This window comes from Streptomyces sp. YIM 130001, from assembly GCF_003574445.1.
Taxonomy (GTDB): Bacteria; Actinomycetota; Actinomycetes; order Streptomycetales; family Streptomycetaceae; genus Streptomyces.
Window position 1 is genome coordinate 132,671 of sequence record NZ_KZ984563.1, and the last position, 20,747, is coordinate 153,417.

The 20,747-nt window shown below is 70.3% G+C and carries 15 protein-coding genes; 4 read left to right on the forward strand and 11 right to left on the reverse strand.

Annotated features, from left to right (window positions below):
- Positions 1-3: 3 nt before the first annotated feature.
- The 11 genes from DSC45_RS26300 to DSC45_RS26350 all read right to left on the reverse strand — a co-directional run bounded on the left by DSC45_RS26300 (position 4) and on the right by DSC45_RS26350 (position 14,400).
- Entirely contained in the window at positions 4-2,475 is a 2,472-nt protein-coding gene (locus DSC45_RS26300; RefSeq protein WP_240434862.1) for a PQQ-dependent sugar dehydrogenase, read from the reverse strand.
- 309 nt (positions 2,476-2,784) lie between these two features.
- Positions 2,785-3,789 carry a sugar phosphate isomerase/epimerase family protein gene (locus tag DSC45_RS26305; protein ID WP_119294426.1) on the reverse strand — a complete coding sequence of 335 codons (1,005 nt, stop codon included), beginning with the start codon at positions 3,787-3,789 and terminating at the stop codon, positions 2,785-2,787.
- 97 nt (positions 3,790-3,886) lie between these two features.
- Entirely contained in the window at positions 3,887-5,101 is a 1,215-nt protein-coding gene (locus DSC45_RS26310; RefSeq protein ID WP_119294427.1) for a Gfo/Idh/MocA family protein, read from the reverse strand.
- Between the two features lie 83 nt (positions 5,102-5,184).
- Positions 5,185-6,228 (reverse strand): substrate-binding domain-containing protein, encoded by a 1,044-nt coding sequence (locus tag DSC45_RS26315; protein WP_119294428.1) that lies wholly within the window; start codon positions 6,226-6,228, stop codon positions 5,185-5,187.
- 141 nt (positions 6,229-6,369) lie between these two features.
- A complete protein-coding gene (locus DSC45_RS26320) occupies positions 6,370-7,413 on the reverse strand; it encodes an ABC transporter permease (protein ID WP_119294429.1) in 1,044 nt (347 codons plus the stop codon).
- The gene (locus tag DSC45_RS26325) at positions 7,410-8,900 is read right to left on the reverse strand and encodes a sugar ABC transporter ATP-binding protein (protein WP_119294430.1); all 1,491 of its coding nucleotides are present in this window, start codon (positions 8,898-8,900) and stop codon (positions 7,410-7,412) included. Before DSC45_RS26325 ends, DSC45_RS26320 begins: the two co-directional genes overlap by 4 nt.
- A gap of 460 nt (positions 8,901-9,360) precedes the next feature.
- Positions 9,361-10,542 carry an ROK family transcriptional regulator gene (locus DSC45_RS26330; protein WP_119294431.1) on the reverse strand — a complete coding sequence of 394 codons (1,182 nt, stop codon included), beginning with the start codon at positions 10,540-10,542 and terminating at the stop codon, positions 9,361-9,363.
- A 234-nt stretch (positions 10,543-10,776) separates the two neighbouring features.
- Complete coding sequence (locus tag DSC45_RS26335; RefSeq protein WP_205571435.1) at positions 10,777-11,844, reverse strand: MerR family transcriptional regulator; 1,068 nt, start codon at positions 11,842-11,844, stop codon at positions 10,777-10,779.
- Between the two features lie 6 nt (positions 11,845-11,850).
- Positions 11,851-12,519: a HEAT repeat domain-containing protein gene (locus tag DSC45_RS26340; RefSeq protein ID WP_119294515.1), complete on the reverse strand. Its 669-nt coding sequence runs from the start codon at positions 12,517-12,519 to the stop codon at positions 11,851-11,853.
- A gap of 73 nt (positions 12,520-12,592) precedes the next feature.
- Positions 12,593-13,270 (reverse strand): GntR family transcriptional regulator, encoded by a 678-nt coding sequence (locus DSC45_RS26345; RefSeq protein ID WP_119294432.1) that lies wholly within the window; start codon positions 13,268-13,270, stop codon positions 12,593-12,595.
- Positions 13,271-13,452: 182 nt separating this feature from the next.
- Positions 13,453-14,400, reverse strand: a complete 948-nt coding sequence (locus DSC45_RS26350; protein WP_119294433.1) for a beta-ketoacyl-ACP synthase III — start codon at positions 14,398-14,400, stop codon at positions 13,453-13,455.
- A 369-nt stretch (positions 14,401-14,769) separates the two neighbouring features.
- On the opposite strand from DSC45_RS26350, the gene DSC45_RS26355 reads away from it, so the two are divergent.
- The 4 genes from DSC45_RS26355 to DSC45_RS26370 all read left to right on the forward strand — a co-directional run bounded on the left by DSC45_RS26355 (position 14,770) and on the right by DSC45_RS26370 (position 20,746).
- Positions 14,770-15,741, forward strand: coding sequence for a 2-dehydropantoate 2-reductase (locus tag DSC45_RS26355; protein WP_119294434.1), 972 nt, complete (start codon positions 14,770-14,772; stop codon positions 15,739-15,741).
- Between the two features lie 216 nt (positions 15,742-15,957).
- Positions 15,958-17,895, forward strand: a complete 1,938-nt coding sequence (locus DSC45_RS26360) for a molybdopterin oxidoreductase family protein (RefSeq protein ID WP_119294435.1) — start codon at positions 15,958-15,960, stop codon at positions 17,893-17,895.
- 89 nt (positions 17,896-17,984) lie between these two features.
- Positions 17,985-19,889, forward strand: coding sequence for an NAD(P)H-dependent oxidoreductase subunit E (locus tag DSC45_RS26365; RefSeq protein WP_119294516.1), 1,905 nt, complete (start codon positions 17,985-17,987; stop codon positions 19,887-19,889).
- Positions 19,886-20,746 carry a 2Fe-2S iron-sulfur cluster-binding protein gene (locus tag DSC45_RS26370; RefSeq protein ID WP_119294436.1) on the forward strand — a complete coding sequence of 287 codons (861 nt, stop codon included), beginning with the start codon at positions 19,886-19,888 and terminating at the stop codon, positions 20,744-20,746. Before DSC45_RS26365 ends, DSC45_RS26370 begins: the two co-directional genes overlap by 4 nt.
- Position 20,747 lies beyond the last annotated feature (1 nt).

A 20,747-nucleotide genomic window follows, 5' to 3' on the forward strand; every position in this document is an offset into this window, starting at 1 on the left:
TGTTCAGCTCGTCGTGAAGGTGAAGTCGTCCAGTTCGAACAGCGAGTCGGTGCCCTCGCCCTTGAAGACCAGGAACAGCTCCGAACTGTCCGCGGATCCCGCCTTCAGCTCGGTCTTCACATCGGTGTACGTCTCCCAGTCGCCGGTCGGTTCGACGGCGACGGAGCCGAGGAGCTCTCCGTCCACGGCGCCCTCACGGACCTCGAGGGTGCCGCCGGCGCCGGCGGACGCGACGCGTGCGGTCAGCTCGGTGACGTTGTCGAGGACGTACGGCTGATACGAGATCCAGTCGCCGTTGTGGATGTCGCCGACGGTCTTGCCGCCGTGTGCGGGCGTGTGGTTGGTGACCTTGACGCCCTCGGACTCGTCGAAGTGCTCGCCCTGGCGGTGCTTGGGCTGGACGATGCTCTGGTCGTGGGTGGTCAGCGGCGGCTGATCGTTCGCGCCCTGGTCGGTGTACTCGGCGTCGAAGACTCCGAAGATGTTGGCGTTCGGGTCGTGCTCGCCGTCCTCGGACGTCTGCAGGGTGCCTTCGCAGCCGTTGGCCGAGGTGACCGGGTGGCCGTGGCTGTCGTGGCCCAGGATGTGGGTGACCGTGACCTTGCTGCAGTCGATCTCGGTGTCCTCGGCGTCGGTGACCGTCACCTTGAACGGCACCTTGTCACCGAAGGTGAACAGCTGCCCGTCCTTGGGGAGTTCAAGCTTCACCTCGGGCGCCGTGTTGCCCACGGTGATGTGTGCGGAGGCCGAGCCGGTGCGCCCGGTGGTGTCCTCCACGGTGACCGTCGCGGCGTAGGTGCCGTTCTTCTCGAAGGTGTGCGAAGGGTTCTGCTCGGTGGAGGTCGCACCGTCACCGAAGTCCCAGCTGTAGGTCAGCTCGTCACCGTCGGCGTCGCTGGCCTCGGCGGTGAACTTGACGTCGAGCGGCGCCTGTCCGCTGGTGACGTCCGCCTTCGCCTCGGCGACGGGCGAGCTGCCGTCGGTGGAGTTCTCGATGCGGTACAGCGCGGAGTTCTCGTCACCGTTGAAGTAGCCGGTGCCGTAGTCGAGGACGTAGAGCGCGCCGTCCGGGCCGAACTGCATGTCCATCACCTGGGTGCCGGTCCAGGGGAAGTCGTTGATGGACTGGACGGTGCCGTCGCCGGCGCCGTCGTGCTCGATGCGCTTGATCCACTGCCGGCCGAACTCACCGGCGAAGAAGTTGCCGTCGAACTCCTCGGGGAACTTCACCTTCGAGTCGAGGTCGGCGTCGTAGTGGTAGACGGGCCCGGCCATCGGGGACTCGGAGCCGGAGCCGAACTCGGGGACCGAGTCGTTGTCGTACGGGATCCAGGCTGCCTGAGCGGCCGGCAGGTCGGTGAGTCCGGTGTTGTGCCGCGAGGTGTTCTTCGGGGCGGCGCAGTCGAACTTCTCGCCGGAGGTGCCGGTGGCGAAGTCGTAGTCGTTGAAGGGCTCGTTGTCGCCCGTGCAGTACGGCCAGCCGAAGTTGGCCGCCTCGGTCACCCTGGCGAACTCGACCTGTCCTGCGGGGCCGCGCTCCGGGTCGGCCGCGCCCGCGTCGGGTCCGTAGTCACCGACGTAGACGACACCGGTGGGCTTGTCGACGCTGATCCGGAAGGGGTTGCGGAAGCCCATCGCGTAGATCTCGGGGCGGGTCTTCTCGGTGCCCTCCTCGAAGAGGTTGCCTTCGGGGTTGGTGTACGAGCCGTCCTCGGCGACCTTGATGCGCAGGACCTTGCCGCGCAGGTCGTTGCTGTTGCCGGCGCTACGGCGGGCGTCGAAGGCGGGGTTGCGGTCCTCGCGCTCGTCGATCGGCGTGAAGCCGTCGGAGGCGAAGGGGTTGGAGTCGTCACCGGTCGACAGGTAGAGGTTGCCGTCCTTGTCGAAGTCGATGTCGCCGCCGACGTGGCAGCAGGTGCCGCGGTTGGCGGGTACGTCGAGGACCTTCTTCTCGCTGTCCTTGTCGAGGGTGCCGTCCTCGTTCAGGACGAAGCGGGAGAGGCGGTTGACGCCGTCGAAGGGTTCGAAGTCGGCCGCGGTGCCGGTCTCGGGGGCGTCGCCCGCGGGAGTGTCGAGGGGCGGGGCGTAGTAGAGGTAGATGGCGCGGTTCTCTTCGAACTGCGGGTCCACGCCGACGCCTTGGAGGCCTTCCTCGTCGTGCGAGTACACGTCGAGGGTGCCGGCGACGGTGGTGGTGCCGCCGGTGTCGGTCAGGCGCAGGTTGCCGTCGCGCGAGGTGTGGAGGACCTGGCCGTCGGGGAGCAGCGCCATGGTCATGGGCTCGCCCATCTCCTCCTCGCCCTTGGCGAGGGTGACCTGCTGGAAGTCGTCCGCGACCGGAGCCGCGGCCGGACGTCCTGCGTCCGGGTCGGCGGCACCCGCGGTCGGGGCGGAGAGGGTGAGCGAGGTGCCGGCGAGGAGCGCTCCGGTCAGGAGCGCCAAAGACTTGCGGAGTCTGGACCGTTTGCTGTGCACGCAATGCCTCCGGAGGGGGCTGTGTCAGGGGGTGCCGTGCGGGAGCTCGGGACTACCCCCAAAGGGCGGTTGGCTTGCTCCGGAGTGCGCCGTCACACCGGAACCGGTTGCGTCCTATGTCCTGTACACCTCAGGGACGGTAGCTATCTTTGTCCCGTACGGAAAGCCCTTGCACAGCACCAGACTTGAGCTTTTACCAGGCACAGGACAAAGCAGCTTTCGGGCAGGCCGGACCGGCCCGGCGGCCCCCACAGCCGCCGGGCGGCGGCCTGCCCCGCGCCACGGATCAGGTGGCCCGGGGAGTCCGGATCAGTCGCCGCCGCCGAAGGCCGCGTCGAAGGACGCGGTCGGTGGCTCGAAGTCGAAGGCCTTGAGTCGGGCGAGCGCCTCGGGGGCACCCTGTACCCGGTCCATCCCGGCGTCCTCCCACTCGACAGAGATCGGTCCCGCGTAGTCGATGGACCGGAGCATCCGGAAGACGTCCTCCCACGGGACGTCGCCGTGGCCCGCCGAGACGAAGTCCCAGCCGCGCCGCGGATCGCCCCACGGCAGGTGGGAGCCGAGGCGCCCGTTGCGCCCGTCGAGGCGCTTGCGGGCCTCCTTGCAGTCGACGTGGTAGATCCGGTCCCGGAAGTCGTAGAGGAATCCGACCGGGTCCAGGTCCTGCCAGACGAAATGGCTCGGGTCGAAGTTCAGGCCGAAGGCCGGCCGGTTGTCGACCGCGTCCAGGGCCTGTTTGGTCGTCCAGTAGTCGTACGCGATCTCGCTGGGGTGCACCTCGTGCGCGAAGCGGACGCCCTCCGCGTCGAACACGTCCAGGATCGGGTTGAAGCGGTCCGCGAAGTCCTGGTAGCCGCGCTCGATCATGCCCGGGACCACGGGCGGGAACATCGCGACCAGATGCCAGATCGAGGAGCCGGTGAAGCCGATCACGGTGTCGACGCCGAAGGCGGCCGCCGCACGCGCGGTGTTCTTGATCTCCTCGGCCGCCCGCTGCCGTACTCCCTCGGCGTCGCCGTCGCCCCAGATCCGGCTCGCCAGAATCGCCTGGTGACGCTCGTCGATGGGGTTGTCGCAGACGGCCTGTCCGGTCAAGTGGTTGGAGATCGCCCAGCATTTGAGGCCGTACTTGTCGAGCAGCTGATGGCGGGTGTCGAGGTAGCCCGGCTCCGCGAGGGCCCGGTCCACCTCGAAGTGGTCGCCCCAGCAGGCGAGTTCGAGTCCGTCGTAGCCGAAGTCGCGGGCCATCCGGCAGACCTCTTCGAGCGGCAGGTCGGCCCACTGTCCGGTGAAGAGCGTGAAGGGTCGGGTCATGTCCTGGCCTCCTGGACGGGCGAGTACGGCGGGTGCGGCAGGTACGGCAAGTGCGACACGTACGCAGCCGAGGCGCGCAGTTGTCCGGTGTGCGGCGTCACTGCACCCCCTGGACCGGCGTGTAGGTCGAGTTCTTCTCGGCGCTCTCCTCGACCGCGGCCAGGACGCGCTGCACCTGCAGGCCGTCGGCGAAGGAGGGAGCGGGGTCGGTGCCGGCCGCGATCGCGTGCACCAGATCGCGGGCCTGGTGGGCGAAGGTGTGCTCGTAGCCGAGCGCGTGGCCGGGCGGCCACCAGGCCTCCAGGTACGGATGGCCGGGCTCGGTGACCAGGATCCTGCGGAAGCCGGCCTCCTCGCCGTCGAGCCGTTCGTCGTGGAAGTACAGCTCGTTCAACCGCTCCAGGTCGAAGGAGAGGGAGCCCAGCTCGCCGTTGATCTCCAGACGCAGTGCGTTCTTGCGTCCGGCCGCCATCCGGGTCGCCTCGAAGGACGCCAGCGCACCCGAGCCGAGGCGCGCGGTGAACAGTGCGGCGTCGTCGACGGTGACCGGCCCCCGCTCCGCACCCGCGGCGCCGCCGAGCCCGCTCACCGCGCCCGTCAGGACGGGCCGTTCCGGTACGAACGTCTCGGTCATCGCCGAGACCCCCACGATCGCGTCCCCCACCACGAACTGGGCCAGGTCGACAATGTGCGCACCGAGGTCGCCGAGCGCACCGGATCCGGCCCGCTCGCGGTCGAGCCGCCAGGTCAGCGGCGCCTGCGGGTCCACCAGCCAGTCCTGCAGATACGTGACCCGCACGTGGCGGACGGAACCGATCCGGCCGTCCGCCACCAGCTTGCGGGCCAGGCTCATCGCGGGCACCCGGCGGTAGTTGAACCCCACCATGGCGACCTGCCCGCGGGCCCGCGCCCGCCGCGCGGCGTCGGCCATGGCCTCCGCCTCCGCGACGGTGTTCGCCAACGGCTTCTCGCAGAGCACGTGCTTGCCGGCGTCCAGAGCGGCGATCGCGATCTCCGCGTGGCTGTCGCCGGGACTGCAGATGTCGACGAGCTGCACGTCGTCGCGTACCACCAGGTCACGCCAGTCGGTCTCGGTGGCCGCCCAGCCGAGGCGGTCGGCCGCGTCCCGTACCGCGGCCGGATCGCGCCCACAGACGGCCGCCATCGCCGGGCGCAGCGGCAGGTCGAAGACCCGGCCCACGGTGCGCCACCCCTGTGAGTGGGCGGCGCCCATGAACGAGTAGCCGACCATCCCGACGCCCAGCGGCGTCAGGGCCTGCTGCGCGGCCCCGGTAACTTGCGAGTCCTGCATGCGGTGTTCCTCCTCGTCGACGCGTAGGGGGTGCCGTACGGGTGGTCCACCACTCCCCCTCGGTGCTCGGTCGTGCCCAGCCATCACTTGAAGCCGGTGGGCAGGTATTCGTTGACGTTGTCCTTGGTGACGACGGCGGAGTACAGCGTGAGCGAGGTGGGGATCTCGAACTCGGCGAGACCGCTGATGCCCTTGTCCTGCCCGAGGGCGCGGGCCAGGTCGATGGCGGAGGCGGCCATCGTCGGCGGGTAAAGGACGGTGGCCTTGAGCACGCTGTCGTCGGCCTTGATCGCGTCCATCGCGGACTTGGCGCCGGCGCCTCCGACCATCAGGAACTCGTCGCGGCCCGCCTGCTTGATGGCGCGCAGTGCGCCGACTCCCTGGTCGTCGTCGTGGTTCCAGAGCGCGTCGATCGTCTTCTGGGCCTGGAGGAGCTGCGACATCTTGGACTGCCCGGACTCGACGGTGAAGTCGGCGGCCTGGCGGGCGACCTTCTTGATGTTCGGGTAGTTCTTCAGGGCGGCGTTGAAGCCGTCGGTGCGCTGCTTGGTGAGCTCCAGGTTGTCGGGGCCGGAGAGCTCGACGACCTTGGCGTTCTTCTTGTCCTTGAGCTGTTCACCGATGAAGTGGCCGGCGTTGAGGCCCATGCCGTAGTTGTCGCCGCCGACCCAGCAGCGGTACGCCTGCGGGTTGTCGAAGACGCGGTCGAGGTTGACCACCGGGATGCCCTGGCGCATGGCCTTCAGGCCTGCCTGGGTCAGGGCCTTGCCGTCGGCGGGCAGGATGACCAGGACGTCGACCTTCTTGTTGATGAGGGTGTCGATCTGGCCGATCTGGGCCGCTGTGTCGTTGGAGCCCTCGGTGATCTCAAGCGTGACGTCCTGGTACTTCTTGGCGCGCTGCCTGGCCTGCACGTTGATCGCGTTCAGCCAGCCGTGGTCGGCCTGCGGGCCGGCGAAGCCGATGGTGACCTTCTTGCCGGGCTTCTCGTCGGCGATGGGCGCGTCCTTGGCGTTGTCCTCCTTGCTCTCCTTCGGATCGTTGCTGGTGCACGCGGTGAGGAACGCTCCGGTGGACACGGCGGCCGCTCCGAAGAGCAGTCCTCTGCGGCTGGTGTTCTCAGGCATGACGGACCCTTCGCGGAAAGGAACTCAGGTGGGTGAAATGCGGCTCGCTGAGCGGGGCTTCGGCTCGCCGGACGGGGTGCGGCTCGATCACGGGAGGAACAGGCGGTGCGGCTCGATCGCCGGACGTACGGCAGGTGCGGCTCATTCGGTGGAGGTGCGGCGCTGGACCAGGACGGCGATGACGATGATCGCGCCCTTGGCGATCTGCTGAACCGCGCTCTCCAGGTTGTTGAGCGCGAAGATGTTGCTGATGGTGGTGAAGATCAGGACGCCGAGGACGGAGCCGAGGATGGTGCCACGGCCGCCGCTGAGCAGGGTGCCGCCGATGATGGCCGCAGCGATGGCGTCGAGCTCGTAGAGGTTTCCGTTGGTGTTCTGACCGGATCCGGAGAGCACCACGAGCATGAACGCGGCGATACCGCAGCACAGTCCGGAGAGCAGATACAGGTACAGCCGCTGGCGGCGTACGTCGATGCCGGCGAGGCGGGCCGCCTCGGGGTTGCCGCCGACCGCCACCGTGCGGCGCCCGAAGGTCGTCCGGTTGAGGACCAGCCAGCCGATCACGGTGATCACGGCGAAGATCAGCACGAGCGGCGGAATGCCGAGGATGTACGAGTCACGCTCGCCGAGGTCGAGGACACCGTCGATGGTGACGGTCTGGGTGTTGCCGTCGGTGATCTGCAGGGCGAGGCCGCGCGCCGAGACCATCATGGCGAGGGTCGCGATGAAGGCGACCATCTTCCCGTACGCGATGAGGACACCGTTGACGAGGCCGCAGGCGAGGCCGACCAGGATCGACGTGAACAGGATCCCGGTGAACCCGTACTCCTGGGTCGCCACCGTCGTCGCCCAGACGGAGGCCAGCGCCACGATCGCGCCGACCGAGAGGTCGATGCCGCCGGCGGTGATGACGAAGGTCATGCCGACCGTCACCACGCCGATGATGGAGGCCTGGGTCAGGATGAGCTGCAGGTTGCTCGTGTCGATGAACTGGTCCGGCTTGGTGATGCCCCCGATCAGGGCGAGCACGACGAGCACACCGATCAGCGACAGGGTCCGTACGTCGGCGCGGAAGAACGCGATCCGCGAACGGCCCTCACCCCCGCTCTGCCCGGTGCTCTTCGCGGTGCCGGGGCCGAGTCCCGAGCCGCCGTCCTCCTTGGCCGGCGATGTGGACTGCGTCATGACGCCGGGCTCCCTTCCATGACTAGATCGAGTACGCGGTGTTCGTCGAGTTCGCCCGCGGGGGCGGTGTGGACCACCCGGCCCTCGCGCAGCACCAGGACCCGGTCGGCGAGACCGAGCACTTCGGGCACTTCACTGGACACCAGCAGCACGGCAAGGCCGTCGTCGGCGAGCCCTCGGATGACGGAGTAGAGCTCGGCGCGCGCTCCCACGTCGACGCCCCGGGTCGGCTCGTCCAGCAGCAGCACCTTGCAGCCGCGCAGCAGCCAGCGGGCCAGGACGGCCTTCTGCTGGTTGCCGCCGGAGAGGGTGCGCACGGGGACGGAGGGGTTGTCGGGCCGCAGCGACAGCGAGCGGACGGCCTCACGGGCCGCACGGAACTCCCGGGAGCGGTCGAGCCAACCGCCGCGTGAGAAGCGGGACATGGAGGACACGGACACATTGCGGGTGACCGACTCGAGCATCAGCAGGGCCTGCGCCTTGCGCTCCTCCGGCGCCAGGCCGAGTCCGGCTCGTACCGCGTCGCGTACGCTGCCTGGCTTCAACTGCCGGCCGTCCATGAACACTTGGCCCGTCGTCGGTGTGCGGGCGCCGTAGACGGTCTCCAGGATCTCGGAGCGGCCGGAGCCGACCAGGCCGGCGAGACCGACGATCTCGCCGGGCCTCAGTTCCAGGTCGATGGGCTCGAACTCGCCCTGCCTGCTGAGGCCTTCGGCCCGGAGGATCACCTCGCCCGAGGCCGGCCGCGCGGGCCGGTCGGGGAAGGTGTACTCCACGTTCCGGCCGGTCATCAGGGAGACGATGTCGCGGGTCGGGGTGGACTCGGCCGGCAGGCCCACGGCGACGGTGCGGCCGTCCTTGAGCACGGTCACGCGGTCGCCGATCCGGCGGATCTCCTCCAGGCGGTGCGAGATGTAGACGACGGCCACGCCCTCGGCGGTCAGGCCGGAGACGATCCGGAAGAGGTTGTCCACCTCGTCCGGGTCGAGCGCGGCCGACGGTTCGTCCATCACGATGAGCCGTACGTCGTGCGAGAGCGCACGGGCCATGGAGACGATCTGCTGCTGGGCCGCGGAGAGCGATCCGACGACCTGGCTGGGCTGGATCTCCGAGTGGCCGAGTCTGGCGAGGAGTTCGGCGGCCTGTGTGCGGGCGTCGCCGCCTCTGACGACGAATCCGGCCGTGGTCGGCTCGTGCCCGAGGAAGACGTTCTCGGCCACCGACAAGCCCTCCACCAGGTCGAGTTCCTGGTAGATGGTGGCGATACCGAGTCGCATCGCGGCGATCGGGGACTTCAGGGTGACGTCCTCGCCGCGCCAGGTGATCCGTCCTCCGTCGGGTTGGTGAGCGCCGGCCAGGACCTTGATGAGGGTGGACTTCCCGGCGCCGTTCTGGCCGAGCAGGCAGTGCACCTCCCCGGCAGCGACCTCGAGGGCCACACCGTCGAGGGCGCGCACGCCGGGGAAGGACTTGGTGATGCCGTCCATGCTGAGCAGGGGTCCGGCGCCGGGTGTGGGGTCCTTCCGTACAAGGTCTGGGGGTGGTGCGTCGTGCTCTGGTGCCATGTCGGTTCCCCTCGGCGGGTGCGGCCGGTGAGCGGGCAGGGCTGGGCCAGGTGATGGCGTAGGTGTGCTCAGCGAGTCGGACGTGTGATGCGTACGGGCGGGCCCGAGGGCGGGCCGTACGCCGGCCGGACAGCGGGTGCGCGCTGAAGTCCCGCTGTCGGTACGGGTGTTGCTTACCGGTGATCGGTGCTGCGGCTCGGTGCTGGGCGGACGTGATCGGGTACGGATGGGTGCCGTGGTGCCGAAGTGCCTTGGTGCGAGTAATGCGGTGGAGCCTCGGTGCGAGTGGTGCCGTGGTGCGCGTGGTGCCGGTGTACTGCCTGGTGCGGTGCCGTGCTGCAGGTGCCGTGGTGCGGGCGGTACGTGGTGCGCGTCGCCGGACTCAGGCCGGCGAGAACAGGTGGTCGCTGATGAGCCGGGCCGCGCCGATGACTCCGGCTGCGGGGCCCAACTCGCCCAGGACGATGGGCAGATTGCCGGTCGCGAGCGGCAGCGACTGGCGGTAGACCTGGGTCCTGATGGCCGCGAGCAGGTTGTGACCGAGCCCGGTCACCCCGCCGCCGATCACCACGAGCCCGGGGTTGAAGAAGCTGACGAGTCCGGCGATGACCTGGCCGGTACGGTTCCCGCCCTCGCGGATCAGCTCGAGGGCGGTGGGATCGCCCGCGGCCGCGGCCGCGGCGACATCGCCGCCGGTGAGCTTGCCGGACGCGTCGAGGCGGCCGGCCAGCTCGGGCGAACGGCCGTCGTGCGCAGCCTCCTCGGCGTCGCGGGCCAGCGCGGATCCGCTGAAGTGGGCTTCGAGACAGCCCTTGTTGCCGCAGGCGCACGGACGACCGTCGGGGTCGACCTGGATGTGGCCGATGTCGCCGGCGCTGCCCGTCGTACCGCGGTACACCTCGGAACCGACGACGATGCCGCAGCCGATACCGGTGCCGATCTTGACGCAGAGGAAGTCGTTCACGGTCCGGGCGACGCCGGCGTGCTGCTCGCCCATCGCCATCAGGTTCACGTCGTTGTCGACCATGACGGGGCAGCCCAGGTCCTGACTGAGCGCCTCGCGGACCGGGAACCCGTCCCAGCCCGGCATGATCGGCGGTGCGACCGGAACGCCCTCGGGGAAACGCACCGGACCGGGGACGCCGATTCCGGCTCCGTCGAATCCTTCGGCGAGCCCGGAGGCCTTCAGCTTCGCCGCCATGGCGAGAACCAGCTCGAAGACGGCAACGGGCCCGTCACGCACGTCCATCGGCTGCGTGATGTGACCGAGCACCTCGAGTTCGGCGTTGGTCACCGCCACATCGACCGAAGTGGCGCCGATGTCCACACCCAGGAAGCGGAGTTCGGGCGCGAGGCGGATGTTGTGCGAGCGGCGGCCGCCCCGCGATGCGGCGAGGCCGTCGGCGACGACCAGGCCGGTGTCGAGCAGCCGGTCGACCTCCACGGCGAGTTTCGACCTGGAGAGGTCGACCTGGTCACCGAGCTGCGCCCGGGAGTTCGGTCCGTCGTCGCGCAGCAGGCGGAGCAGTCGCGCCTGGTGCGCGTTAGCGGGTCGAGCCGTCATCCGTCTCACGCCGCCCCTCCCGCCGTGTCAGGCATCCGTCGCCGTCGTGCTTTCGAGGGGAACGTAGCAGTGGCTGCACGGAGTGGGAAGGACTTGCGCAGGAATCACTGACAACTTTCTCCACCCTCAGGACAAAGACGTCCCAGCGGAGACTACCGACAGCGCGCACCCAACTACTGTGAGCCGCGAGGGTGTTGCAGTCCGTGCACCGAACGGCCCGTGCACGGCGTCCGGCTACCGCTGTTCGCGCAGCTGCAGCAGGTAGGTCGCCGTGACGGCGACGCCGCGGTCCCCGTCCTCCGACAGTTCGGCGAGCGCGCGCTCCGTCGCCTCCCCCGGGATGTCCGCGAGTGCCTGGGTCAGCCGCCGCCGGGCCGACGGGTCCCTGGCGCTCCGCTCGAGCCGGTCTACGAGTCCGGCGGCGATCCGGTCCGCGAGCACGGCGTCGCCCGCCAGCACGCCGAGGGCGTCGGCTGCGTCCACGTCGTTCACGTCATTCACGTCGTCCATGTCGTCCATGTCGTCCACGTCGTCCACGTCGTCCACGTCGTCCACGTCAGCGGCGACCATGTCGACCAACGTCTCGATCGCGTCGGCCACTCCGCGCGTCCCGAGCGCCAGTGCCGCGTACCGGCGGACCGCGATGTCCCGGTGGCCGAGCGCGCCCCGCAGGGCCGCGTCCGCCACGTCACCCGTCACCTCGGCGAGGGACTGGACGGCGCTCCGCCGCACCGCGGCCACCGGCGAGCCGAGCCCCTCCGCGAGAAGCTCCGCCCCTCGCTCCCCCGACCGCGCCAGGGCCCACCTGAGGGCCCCGGCGACGTGCGGGTCCGACTCGTTCAGTACCGCCTCCACGAGTGCTTCGACCGGCACCGGCGCCTCCTCGGCCGATGACAGGGCCGCGCGCTGCCGGGTCCCGGCGCTCGCCGACCCCAGCCCCCTCAGGAGCGCGACGACTTGGAGCACGTCCTGCCAGTCGGTGGGTTCCGCGGCGCCGATCCGGCCGAGACGTGTGAGCAGCTCCGTCTCGGCGGCGATGCGTTCCCGTGTCCGTCGGGCGAGGTCGTCGACGAGTGCCGAGGGCGCGAAGGCGGGGTCGTCCAGCGCCCGTCCGATCTCGCGCAGCGAGAGGCCCAGGGACCGCAGGCTCTCGATGTGGAAGATCCGTCGGATGTCGTCGCTCGAGTACTCCCGGTAGCCGGATGCGGTGCGTCCCGTGGGCCGTACCAGCCCGAGCGACTCGTAGTGCCGGAGCATGCGGGCACTGACGCCGGACTGTCGCGCCACCTCACCGATCAGCACTGCCCGTCACTCCTCCTGGCCGGTCCTGCCGAGGGCAACGATGCGCTTCGCCTCCTCGATCGCAAACTCGAATCCGGCATCCGGGTTGCGCCACAGGTGCTCCGTGGCGATCGCGTGCTGCCGCACCCGAGGGTCGGCGCCCTCCGTGGCGGTGCGCAGGACCGGCACGATCGCCGCACCGAGCGCGATCAGCGCGCGGCTGAGGCTCAGCTGCACCTCCCGCTCACCGCGTCCGAGCTGGGTCGCGAGGACCGCGGCCAGTGCGGGTGCGCCGCCATCGGGTACGAGCACCACGGCGGCCCGCCAGGCGCTCCGCGCCACCTCGTCATCGGCATCGGTGAGCAGTTCCCGGGTGATCGCCGGCCAGGCACTCCGGTCGCCGATCTTGGACAGTGTGTGCAGCGCCTGGCTTCGCGCCTGCGCACGCGCCGAGCGGAGCTCGTCCACCAGCACCGGGACCGTCAGCCCCGGACCATGCCGGGTGAGCGCCCAGGTGAGCATCTCCCGCACGGAGAACTCGGGCTCGGTCGCGCACCGCTCGACCAGCGTGCCGACGTACCTCGGGTCCGGTGCGGTCCCGACCGCGAGGGCCGCCCGCATCCGGACCGACGCGCTGTCGTGCGCCAGCGCCCGCAGCGCGGGCCCCACCTGTGTGTCCGGTCGTGCCATGGTCATCGGGACCACCTCCTCGGCCACAGTGAAGGGCTTGTCACCGTGTCAAGGTCAAGCGGGACCCGGCCCAGCGGCCCTACGACTCCGTGCGCTGGTGGTACGTGGTCCTGGTGTGCTCTGTGTGGGCGCGCATGACCTCCGTGGCCCGCTGCTCGTCGCGGTCCGCGATGGCGGCGATCAGCGCACGGTGCTCGATCCAGGACTGCTTGCCGCGCTGCCGGGCCACCGGGGTGTAGTACCAGCGCACCCGCCGGTCGACCTGGCCGGCCAGCTCGGCGAGGACGACATTGCCGGCGAGTTCCATCACCTTCGCGTGAAAGGCGGCGTTGGCCGCGACCACCGCGTCCACCTCCCCGTCGGCGACGGCCTGTTCACCCTTCGCGCAGAGTTCCTCGAGTGCGGTGATGCCGGGGCGCCCCGCGTTCGCCGCGGCCAGTCGGGCCGCCTCGGCTTCCAGGAGGGTGCGCACGGTGAGGAGTTGATCTGCCTCGTCCTCGGTCGGCTCGTGCACGAACGCTCCCTGGGCAGGCCTCAGATCGACCCAGCCCTCGGTGTTGAGCCGCTGCAGGGCCTCGCGCACGGGCTGCCGCGACACCCCCAGATGTCCGGCCAGTTCGCTCTCGACCAGGTGCTGCCCGGGCCGCAGGGCACGGGTCGTGATGAGTTCCAGCAACGCCTCGTACACCCGCTCGCGCAGCGGTCCGGGCCGCTCGAGCTTCGGCACGGCACCCTGGGGCAGTCCGGTGGACAGCATTCGCGTCCCCTCCTCGACGGCGGAGCAGCCGGCCCGCACGACGGACGACGACAGGCACAGCCGTACGGCGACATTGGCTATTGAATACAGTCTACCGAGCACCGAGGCCATACCGGGGCGGAGTTGGCCTCGTCACAGTACGTACCCACGCCATCGCGCCGCAGCCGTACGGCCGGTGGCCGTCAGGGGCAGCGCACGACCTGCCCGGCGTACGACAGGTTGCCGCCGAAGCCGAAGAGGAGCACCGGGTCGCCGGGCTGGATCTCGCCGCGCTCCACCAGCTTGGACAGGGCGAGCGGGATGCTCGCCGCGGAGGTGTTGCCGGACTCGACGACATCGCGTGCGACGACGGCGTTGACCGCGCCGATCCGTGCGGCGACGGGCTCGATGATCCGCAGGTTGGCCTGATGCAGCACGACGCCCGCCAGTTCGTCGGGGCGCAGACCGGCGCGTTCGCACACCTTCCGTGCGATGGGCGGGAGTTGGGTGGTGGCCCAGCGGTAGACCGACTGGCCCTCCTGCGCGAAGCGCGGCGGTGAACCCTCGATACGTACGGCGTTGCCCATCTGCGGGAGCGAGCCCCACAGGACGGGGCCGATGCCCGGTTCCTGCCCGTCGGGCGCCGGTTCGACGACGGCGGCGCCGGCTCCGTCGCCGACCAGGACGCAGGTGGTGCGGTCCGTCCAGTCGGCGACCTCGGACATCTTGTCCGCTCCGATGACCAGCGCCCGGCGGGCCGCACCGGCCCGTACCGCGTGGTCGGCGGTGGCCAGGGCGTGCGGGAATCCCGCACAGACGACATTGACGTCCATCGCGGCCGGTTCGGGGATGCCGAGCCGGGCGGCCACCCGGGCGGCCATGTTCGGGGACCGGTCGATGGCCGTGGAGGTGGCGACCAGGACCAGGTCGACCTCGGCGGGCTCGAGACCCGCGGCGGCGAGCGCCTTGGCTCCGGCCTGCGCGGCGAGCTCGTCGACGGGTTCGTCGGGGCCGGCGATGCGCCGGGTGTGGATGCCCACCCGGCTGCGGATCCACTCGTCGCTGGTGTCGACCATGTCCGCCAGCTGCTCGTTCGTGAGCACGCGTGCGGGCTGGTAGTGGCCGACCGCGGCGATGCGCGAACCGGTCATGAGTGGATCCCCCTAGATCGTCGGACGCGCTCCACAGATCGTGCGGGACGCGTTCCGTCACGCCTCGGGGGGCGTCGGTGACGTTCCCGAAGCGCGACAGATGCGGATCCACCAGTGTGCGGAGCGACTCACCAGTACGAGGACAGGTAAAGCAACAGGATTACCTCGCTCGGGTTGGAGCCTTCGGACCATGGTCGAGGCGGGAGCTCGGCTGTGGCGCCTGCACGGCACCTTGTCCCGCCGCATTCCATACTGTAGACAATATTTAGTCGACACCTTTCCGTGCGGCCCGGACGGCCGCCTCATCGGCGCCCGCCGGTAGCGCTCGGTCACGCTCGGTCCCCCTCAGAACCGAACGGAGAGCCCCTCGTGAAAGTCGCCATCGTCGGCGCCGGTGCAATCGGCGCCTACGTCGGAGCCGCGCTGCACCGCGCGGGAGCCGACGTACACCTCATCGCCCGTGGACCGCATCTGGCGGCCATGAGGCAGCACGGAGTCCAGGTGCACAGTCCGCGCGGCGACTGGACCGCCCGGGTGCACGCCACCGACCGGCCGGCCGATGTCGGCCCGGTCGACCATGTCTTCCTCGGCCTCAAGGCCCACTCCTATGCGGCGTGCGGGCCGCTGGTGGAGCCTCTGCTGCACGAGGAGACCTCGGTGATCGCCGCGCAGAACGGGATCCCCTGGTGGTACTTCCACCGGCACGGCGGCCCGCACGACGGCCACCGGCTGGAGAGCGTCGATCGCGGCGGTTCGGTCAGTGCGGTGCTCGCACCACGGCGTGCCGTCGGCTGCGTCGTCTACGCGGCCACCGAGCTGGAAGGCCCCGGTGTCGTACGGCACTTGGAAGGCACCCGGTTCTCGATCGGGGAGCCGGACAGGTCGCGTTCGCGGCGCTGCCTCGACTTCAGCGACGCCATGCTCGCGGGCGGTCTGAAGTGCCCGGTCGAGCCCGAACTCCGCGAGGACATCTGGATCAAGCTGCTCGGGAACATCTCCTTCAACCCGATCAGTGCGCTGACCCGGGCCACCATGCTGCAGATGTGCCGGCACCGCTCCACGCGGCAGGTGATCGAGCTGATGATGCGCGAGGCGCTCGCGGTCGCGCACGCACTCGGCTGCCGCCCGGACATCTCCGTCGAACGCCGGCTCGCGGGTGCCGAACGGGTCGGCGAGCACCGGACCTCCACGCTCCAGGACCTGGAGAAGGGCAAGCCGCTGGAACTCGACGTCCTGCTCGCCGCGGTCGTCGAACTCGCGGACATCACCGGCGTCGAGGTACCGACCCTGCGGACCGTCGACGCCATCTCGGATCTGCTCGCGCGCGGGGTCGCGGCGTAACTCCCCACTCCCCGGGGCGATTCCAGCCTGCCGGGGTCCGGTCGGGTCCTCACGGGCTCGGGGCGCACCGGGCCCCGGCAACCTCCGGTGCCGGTCCCGTCGGACGCGGCACCCCACAAATCTCCGCCCAGAGGCTTCCGTTGAACGCTAAATCGGCGTACAGAATACTGTATGCAATGGCGCGCGATCGCCGTCGGCCTCCCCTAGGAGCGCAGCGTGAAGAAGCGAGACCGAAGCACCCGCAACTACACCCGGCTCACTCATCCCCTCGTCCGCGACCGCCGCGACGGGCCGCTGCGCAGGGCGAGTTGGGACGAGGCGCTGGCCCGCGCCGCGGACGGATTCCGCACCGCCCGCACGGAGCACGGACCGGACGCGTTCGCCATGCTGTCCTGCGCCCGCGCGACGAACGAAATGAACTACGTGGCCCAGAAGTTCACTCGCGTAGTGATGGGCACCAACAACGTCGACTCCTGCAACCGCACCTGTCACGCCCCGAGCGTCGCGGGCCTGTCCGCCGTCTTCGGCTCCGGTGGCGGCACTTCGTCGTACGAAGAGGTCGAGCACACCGATCTGATCGTGATGTGGGGCTCCAACGCCCGCTTCGCCCACCCGATCTTCTTCCAGCACGTCCTCAAGGGCATCCGCAGCGGAGCGCGTATGTACGCGGTCGATCCGCGGCGCACCGACACCGCCCAGTGGGCGGAGAGCTGGCTCGGACTCAATGTCGGCACGGACATCCCCCTGGCGCACGCGGTGGGCCGGGAGATCATCCGGGCCGGACTGCACAACACGGCGTTCATCGAGCGCGCCACCACCGGCTTCGAGGACTATCGCGCCCTGGTCGAGCCCTGGACGCTGTCGCTCGCCGAGAAGGTGACCGGCGTGCCCGCGGCCGCGATCCGCGACCTCGCGCACGCCTACGCCACCGCCGAGCGGGCACAGCTCTGCTGGACCCTCGGCATCACCGAGCACCACAACGGCACGGACAACGTAAGGGCGTTGATCAACCTGTCCCTGCTCACCGGACACGTCGGCCGCTTCGGCTCCGGGGTGCAGCCGCTGCGCGGGCAGAACAACGTGCAGGGCGGCGGCGACATGGGCGCCATCCCCAACCGGCTGCCCGGGTTCCAGGACATCCTGGACACCGCCCACCGGACCAAGTTCGAGCGCGCCTGGGACGCGGTGATCCCGCCGCGGTACGGGATGACCCTGACCGACATGTTCGAGGCGATGGAGCACGGTTCGCTGCGCGCGGTGTACTGCATCGGCGAGAATCCGGCTCAGTCCGAGGCCGACAGCGAGCAGGCGATGCGCCGGCTGCGGTCGCTCGACCACCTGGTCGTGCAGGACATCTTCCTCACCCGGACCGCCGAGCTGGCGGACGTGGTGCTGCCGGCCACCGCGGCCTGGGCGGAGACCGACGGCACGACGACCAACAGCGAACGCCGCGTGCAGCGGGTGCGGGCCGCGCTCGCACCGCCCGGCGAGGCGCGCGAGGACATCGACATCATCTGCGAGGTGGCCGAACGCCTGGGCCACGACTGGAAGTTCGCCGACTCCGAGGCTGTCTGGGACGAGCTGCGCTCACTGTCTCCCGATCACTTCGGCATGACGTACGGGCGTCTCGATGAGCATCAGGGGCTGCAGTGGCCGTGCCCCGATCTGGATGTGCTGCCGTCGAGCTTCCTGCACGGCAGGCTCTGGGCCGCGGATGCCGCCGAACGGGGTCGGGCGGCCGCCTTCGGGCTCGTGGAGCACGATCCGCCGGTGGACCTCACCGACGAGGAGTTCCCGATCCGGCTGACCACGGGGCGACGGCTCGACTCGTACAACACCGGCGTACAGAGCGGGAGTTTCGCCTCTCCGCTGCGGCGCGGCGAGTACGTGGAGCTGTGCCCCGAGGACGCCGAACGGTACGGGGTGACGGTCGGCGAGCAGGTGCGGGTGGCGTCCCGACGCGGCACCGTCCATGCGCCGGTATGGGTGGATCCGGGACTGCGTCCCGGGCTCGCCTTCATGACCATGCACTTCCCGGACGAGGTGGACACCAACTCCCTCACGATCGAGGCCAATTGCCCGATCGCCGGCACGGCCGAGTTCAAGGCGTCGGCCATCCGGATCGAGAAGCTGCCGGTGCCGGCGGCCGGTTGAGAGGTGCGGGGCCGCGGGCCCCGTGACATGGCACGGCCGAGATTTCGAAGGTGGGCGGCGTCCACCGCGATCTGTCCAGGGGTGAGGCAGTGGATCTGCGATTCGGTGACAGCAAGCCGACGGACGAGGAGCGGGCGGCGATCGACGCGCTGCTCGGGCCGCCGGAGTCGGCATGGGAGGGAGCCGACGACCGCACGGACGCGGACCTGCGCTGGGCGCGGGGCGGGCGGGCCGCGCGCGAGCGGCGAGATCTGCTGCTGCCGGGGCTGCATGCGGTGAACGACCGGGTGGGGTGGATCAGCGAGGGCGCCCTCGGATATCTGTGCCGGCGTCTCACGGTGCCGCCCGCGGAGGCGTACGGAGTGGCGACGTTCTACTCCCTCTTCGCCATGAAACCCCGGCCCGCGACGGTACTTCGGGTCTGCACGGACCTGGCGTGCGCGGCCCGGGGATCCGCCGAGCTCTGCTCGTCCCTCACGTCTCGGCTCGGGGAGCCGGGGGCGCCCGTCGACGGCGCCGTCTGGGAGTCGAGTCCCTGTCTGGGGCTCTGCGAGCGGGCGCCCGCAGCTCTCCTCGTACGGGCGGGGCGTACTGAAGCCCCTCCGGCGCTTGAGGAGGCCCCTCCGGCAGGAGTATCGGGAAGGGGCGGGGTGGGGAACCTCCCCCCGGCGGCCACCGCCGTATTCGCCCCAGCCCGACCGGACACAGTCACCCTCACTCCCGAGGAAGCCGCCCCCGAACCGGGTCCGGGGGCGGCAGCCCCCCAGGCGGGGCAGAAGGACCTGATCCTCCTGCGACGGGTAGGGGTCGTGGACCCCACGAGCCTCGACGACTACCGGGCCGACGGCGGCTACCGGGCCCTGCGGAGGGCCTTCGCCATCGGCCCCACCGAGGTCGTCCGCGAGGTCACGGACGCCGGCCTCGTGGGCCGCGGCGGCGCCGCCTTCCCGACGGGCAGGAAATGGCAGGCCACCGCGGCCCAGGCGGACGGCCCGCACTACCTGGTCTGCAACGCGGACGAATCCGAGCCCGGCACGTTCAAGGACCGGGTCCTGATGGAGGGCGACCCGTACGCCCTGATCGAGGCCATGACGATCGCCGGATACGCGGTCGGCGCCCACCGCGGATTCCTCTACCTGCGCGGTGAGTACCCCCGCGCCCTCGCCCGCCTCGAGCACGCCATCGACCGGGCACGCCACCGCGGCCTGCTCGGCGACGACGTGCTCGGCCAGGGGTACGCGTTCGACATCGAGATCCGCCGCGGCGCGGGCGCGTACATCTGCGGCGAGGAGACCGCACTGTTCAACTCGATCGAGGGGTACCGGGGCGAGCCGCGCTCCAAGCCGCCGTTCCCGGTCGAGAAGGGCCTTTTCGGCAAGCCGACCGCCGCGAACAACGTCGAGACGCTGGTCAACGTCCTACCGATCCTCAACCTCGGCGCCGAGGCCTACGCCGCGATCGGCACCGGACGCTCCACCGGCCCGAAGCTGTTCTGCGTCTCGGGGAACGTGGACCGACCGGGAGTCTACGAGCTGCCGTTCGGCGCGACGCTCCGCGACCTGCTCGACCTGGCGGGCCCGCCGGAGCGCATGCGCGCGGTGCTGCTCGGCGGTGCGGCCGGCGGGTTCGTGCGACCCGACGAACTGGACATCCCGCTCACCTTCGAGGGCACCAGGGAGGCCGGCACCACACTCGGCTCCGGTGTCGTGCTCGTCCTCGACGACACCGTTGCGCTGCCGAGGATCCTGCTGCGGATCGCCGAGTTCTTCCGGGACGAGTCCTGCGGCCAGTGCGTGCCCTGCCGGGTCGGCACCGTACGCCAGGAGGAGGCCCTGCACCGGATCGCCGACCGGACGGGAGCCGCGGCCGCGTCCGACATCGCCCTGCTCAGAGAGGTCGGCTCCGCCATGCGGGACGCCTCGATCTGCGGTCTCGGGCAGACCGCGTGGAACGCCGTGGAATCGGCCGTCGACCGCCTGGGAGCCTACGAATGACCTCGATACCGCTCGCACCGCCCCGCCGCCTGATCGAGTTCACCCTGGACGGCGAGCCCGTCCGTACGCCGGAGGGCTCGACGGTCCTGGACGCCTGCCGGGCCGCGGGCAAGGACGTCCCCACACTCTGCGAGGGCGACACCCTGCGGCCGAAGAACGCCTGCCGGGTGTGTGTCGTCGAGGTCGAGGGTGCGCGCACCCTCGCACCCGCCTGCTCGCGCCGCGCCGAGCCCGGCATGGAGGTGCGCACGGACACCGAGCGCACCCGGCACAGCCGGAAACTGGTGCTCGAACTCCTCGCCTCCTCCGTCGACTTGTCGACCACACCGCGGGCGGCCGAGTGGATCGAGCAGTACGGCGCGGAACCCGACCGCTTCGGTCCCGACGCGGCCCGCCTCGGCGAGTCACCGCGTATCGACAACGACCTCTACGTCCGCGACTACGACAAGTGCATCCTCTGCTACAAGTGCGTCGACGCCTGCGGCGACCAGTGGCAGAACACCTTCGCGATCTCGGTCGCGGGCCGCGGATTCGACGCCCGGATCGCCGTCGAGCACGACGCCCCGCTCACCGACTCGGCGTGCGTGTACTGCGGCAACTGCATCGAGGTGTGCCCGACCGGCGCACTGTCCTTCAAGTCCGAGTTCGACATGCGGGCGGCCGGCACCTGGGAGGAGGAGCGGCAGACGGAGACGACGACGGTGTGTGCGTACTGCGGTGTGGGCTGCAACCTCACGCTCCATGTGCAGGACAATGAGATCGTGAAGGTCACGTCACCGCACGACAACCCGGTGACCCACGGCAACCTCTGCATCAAGGGCCGCTTCGGCTACCAACACGTACAGAACCGGGACTGAG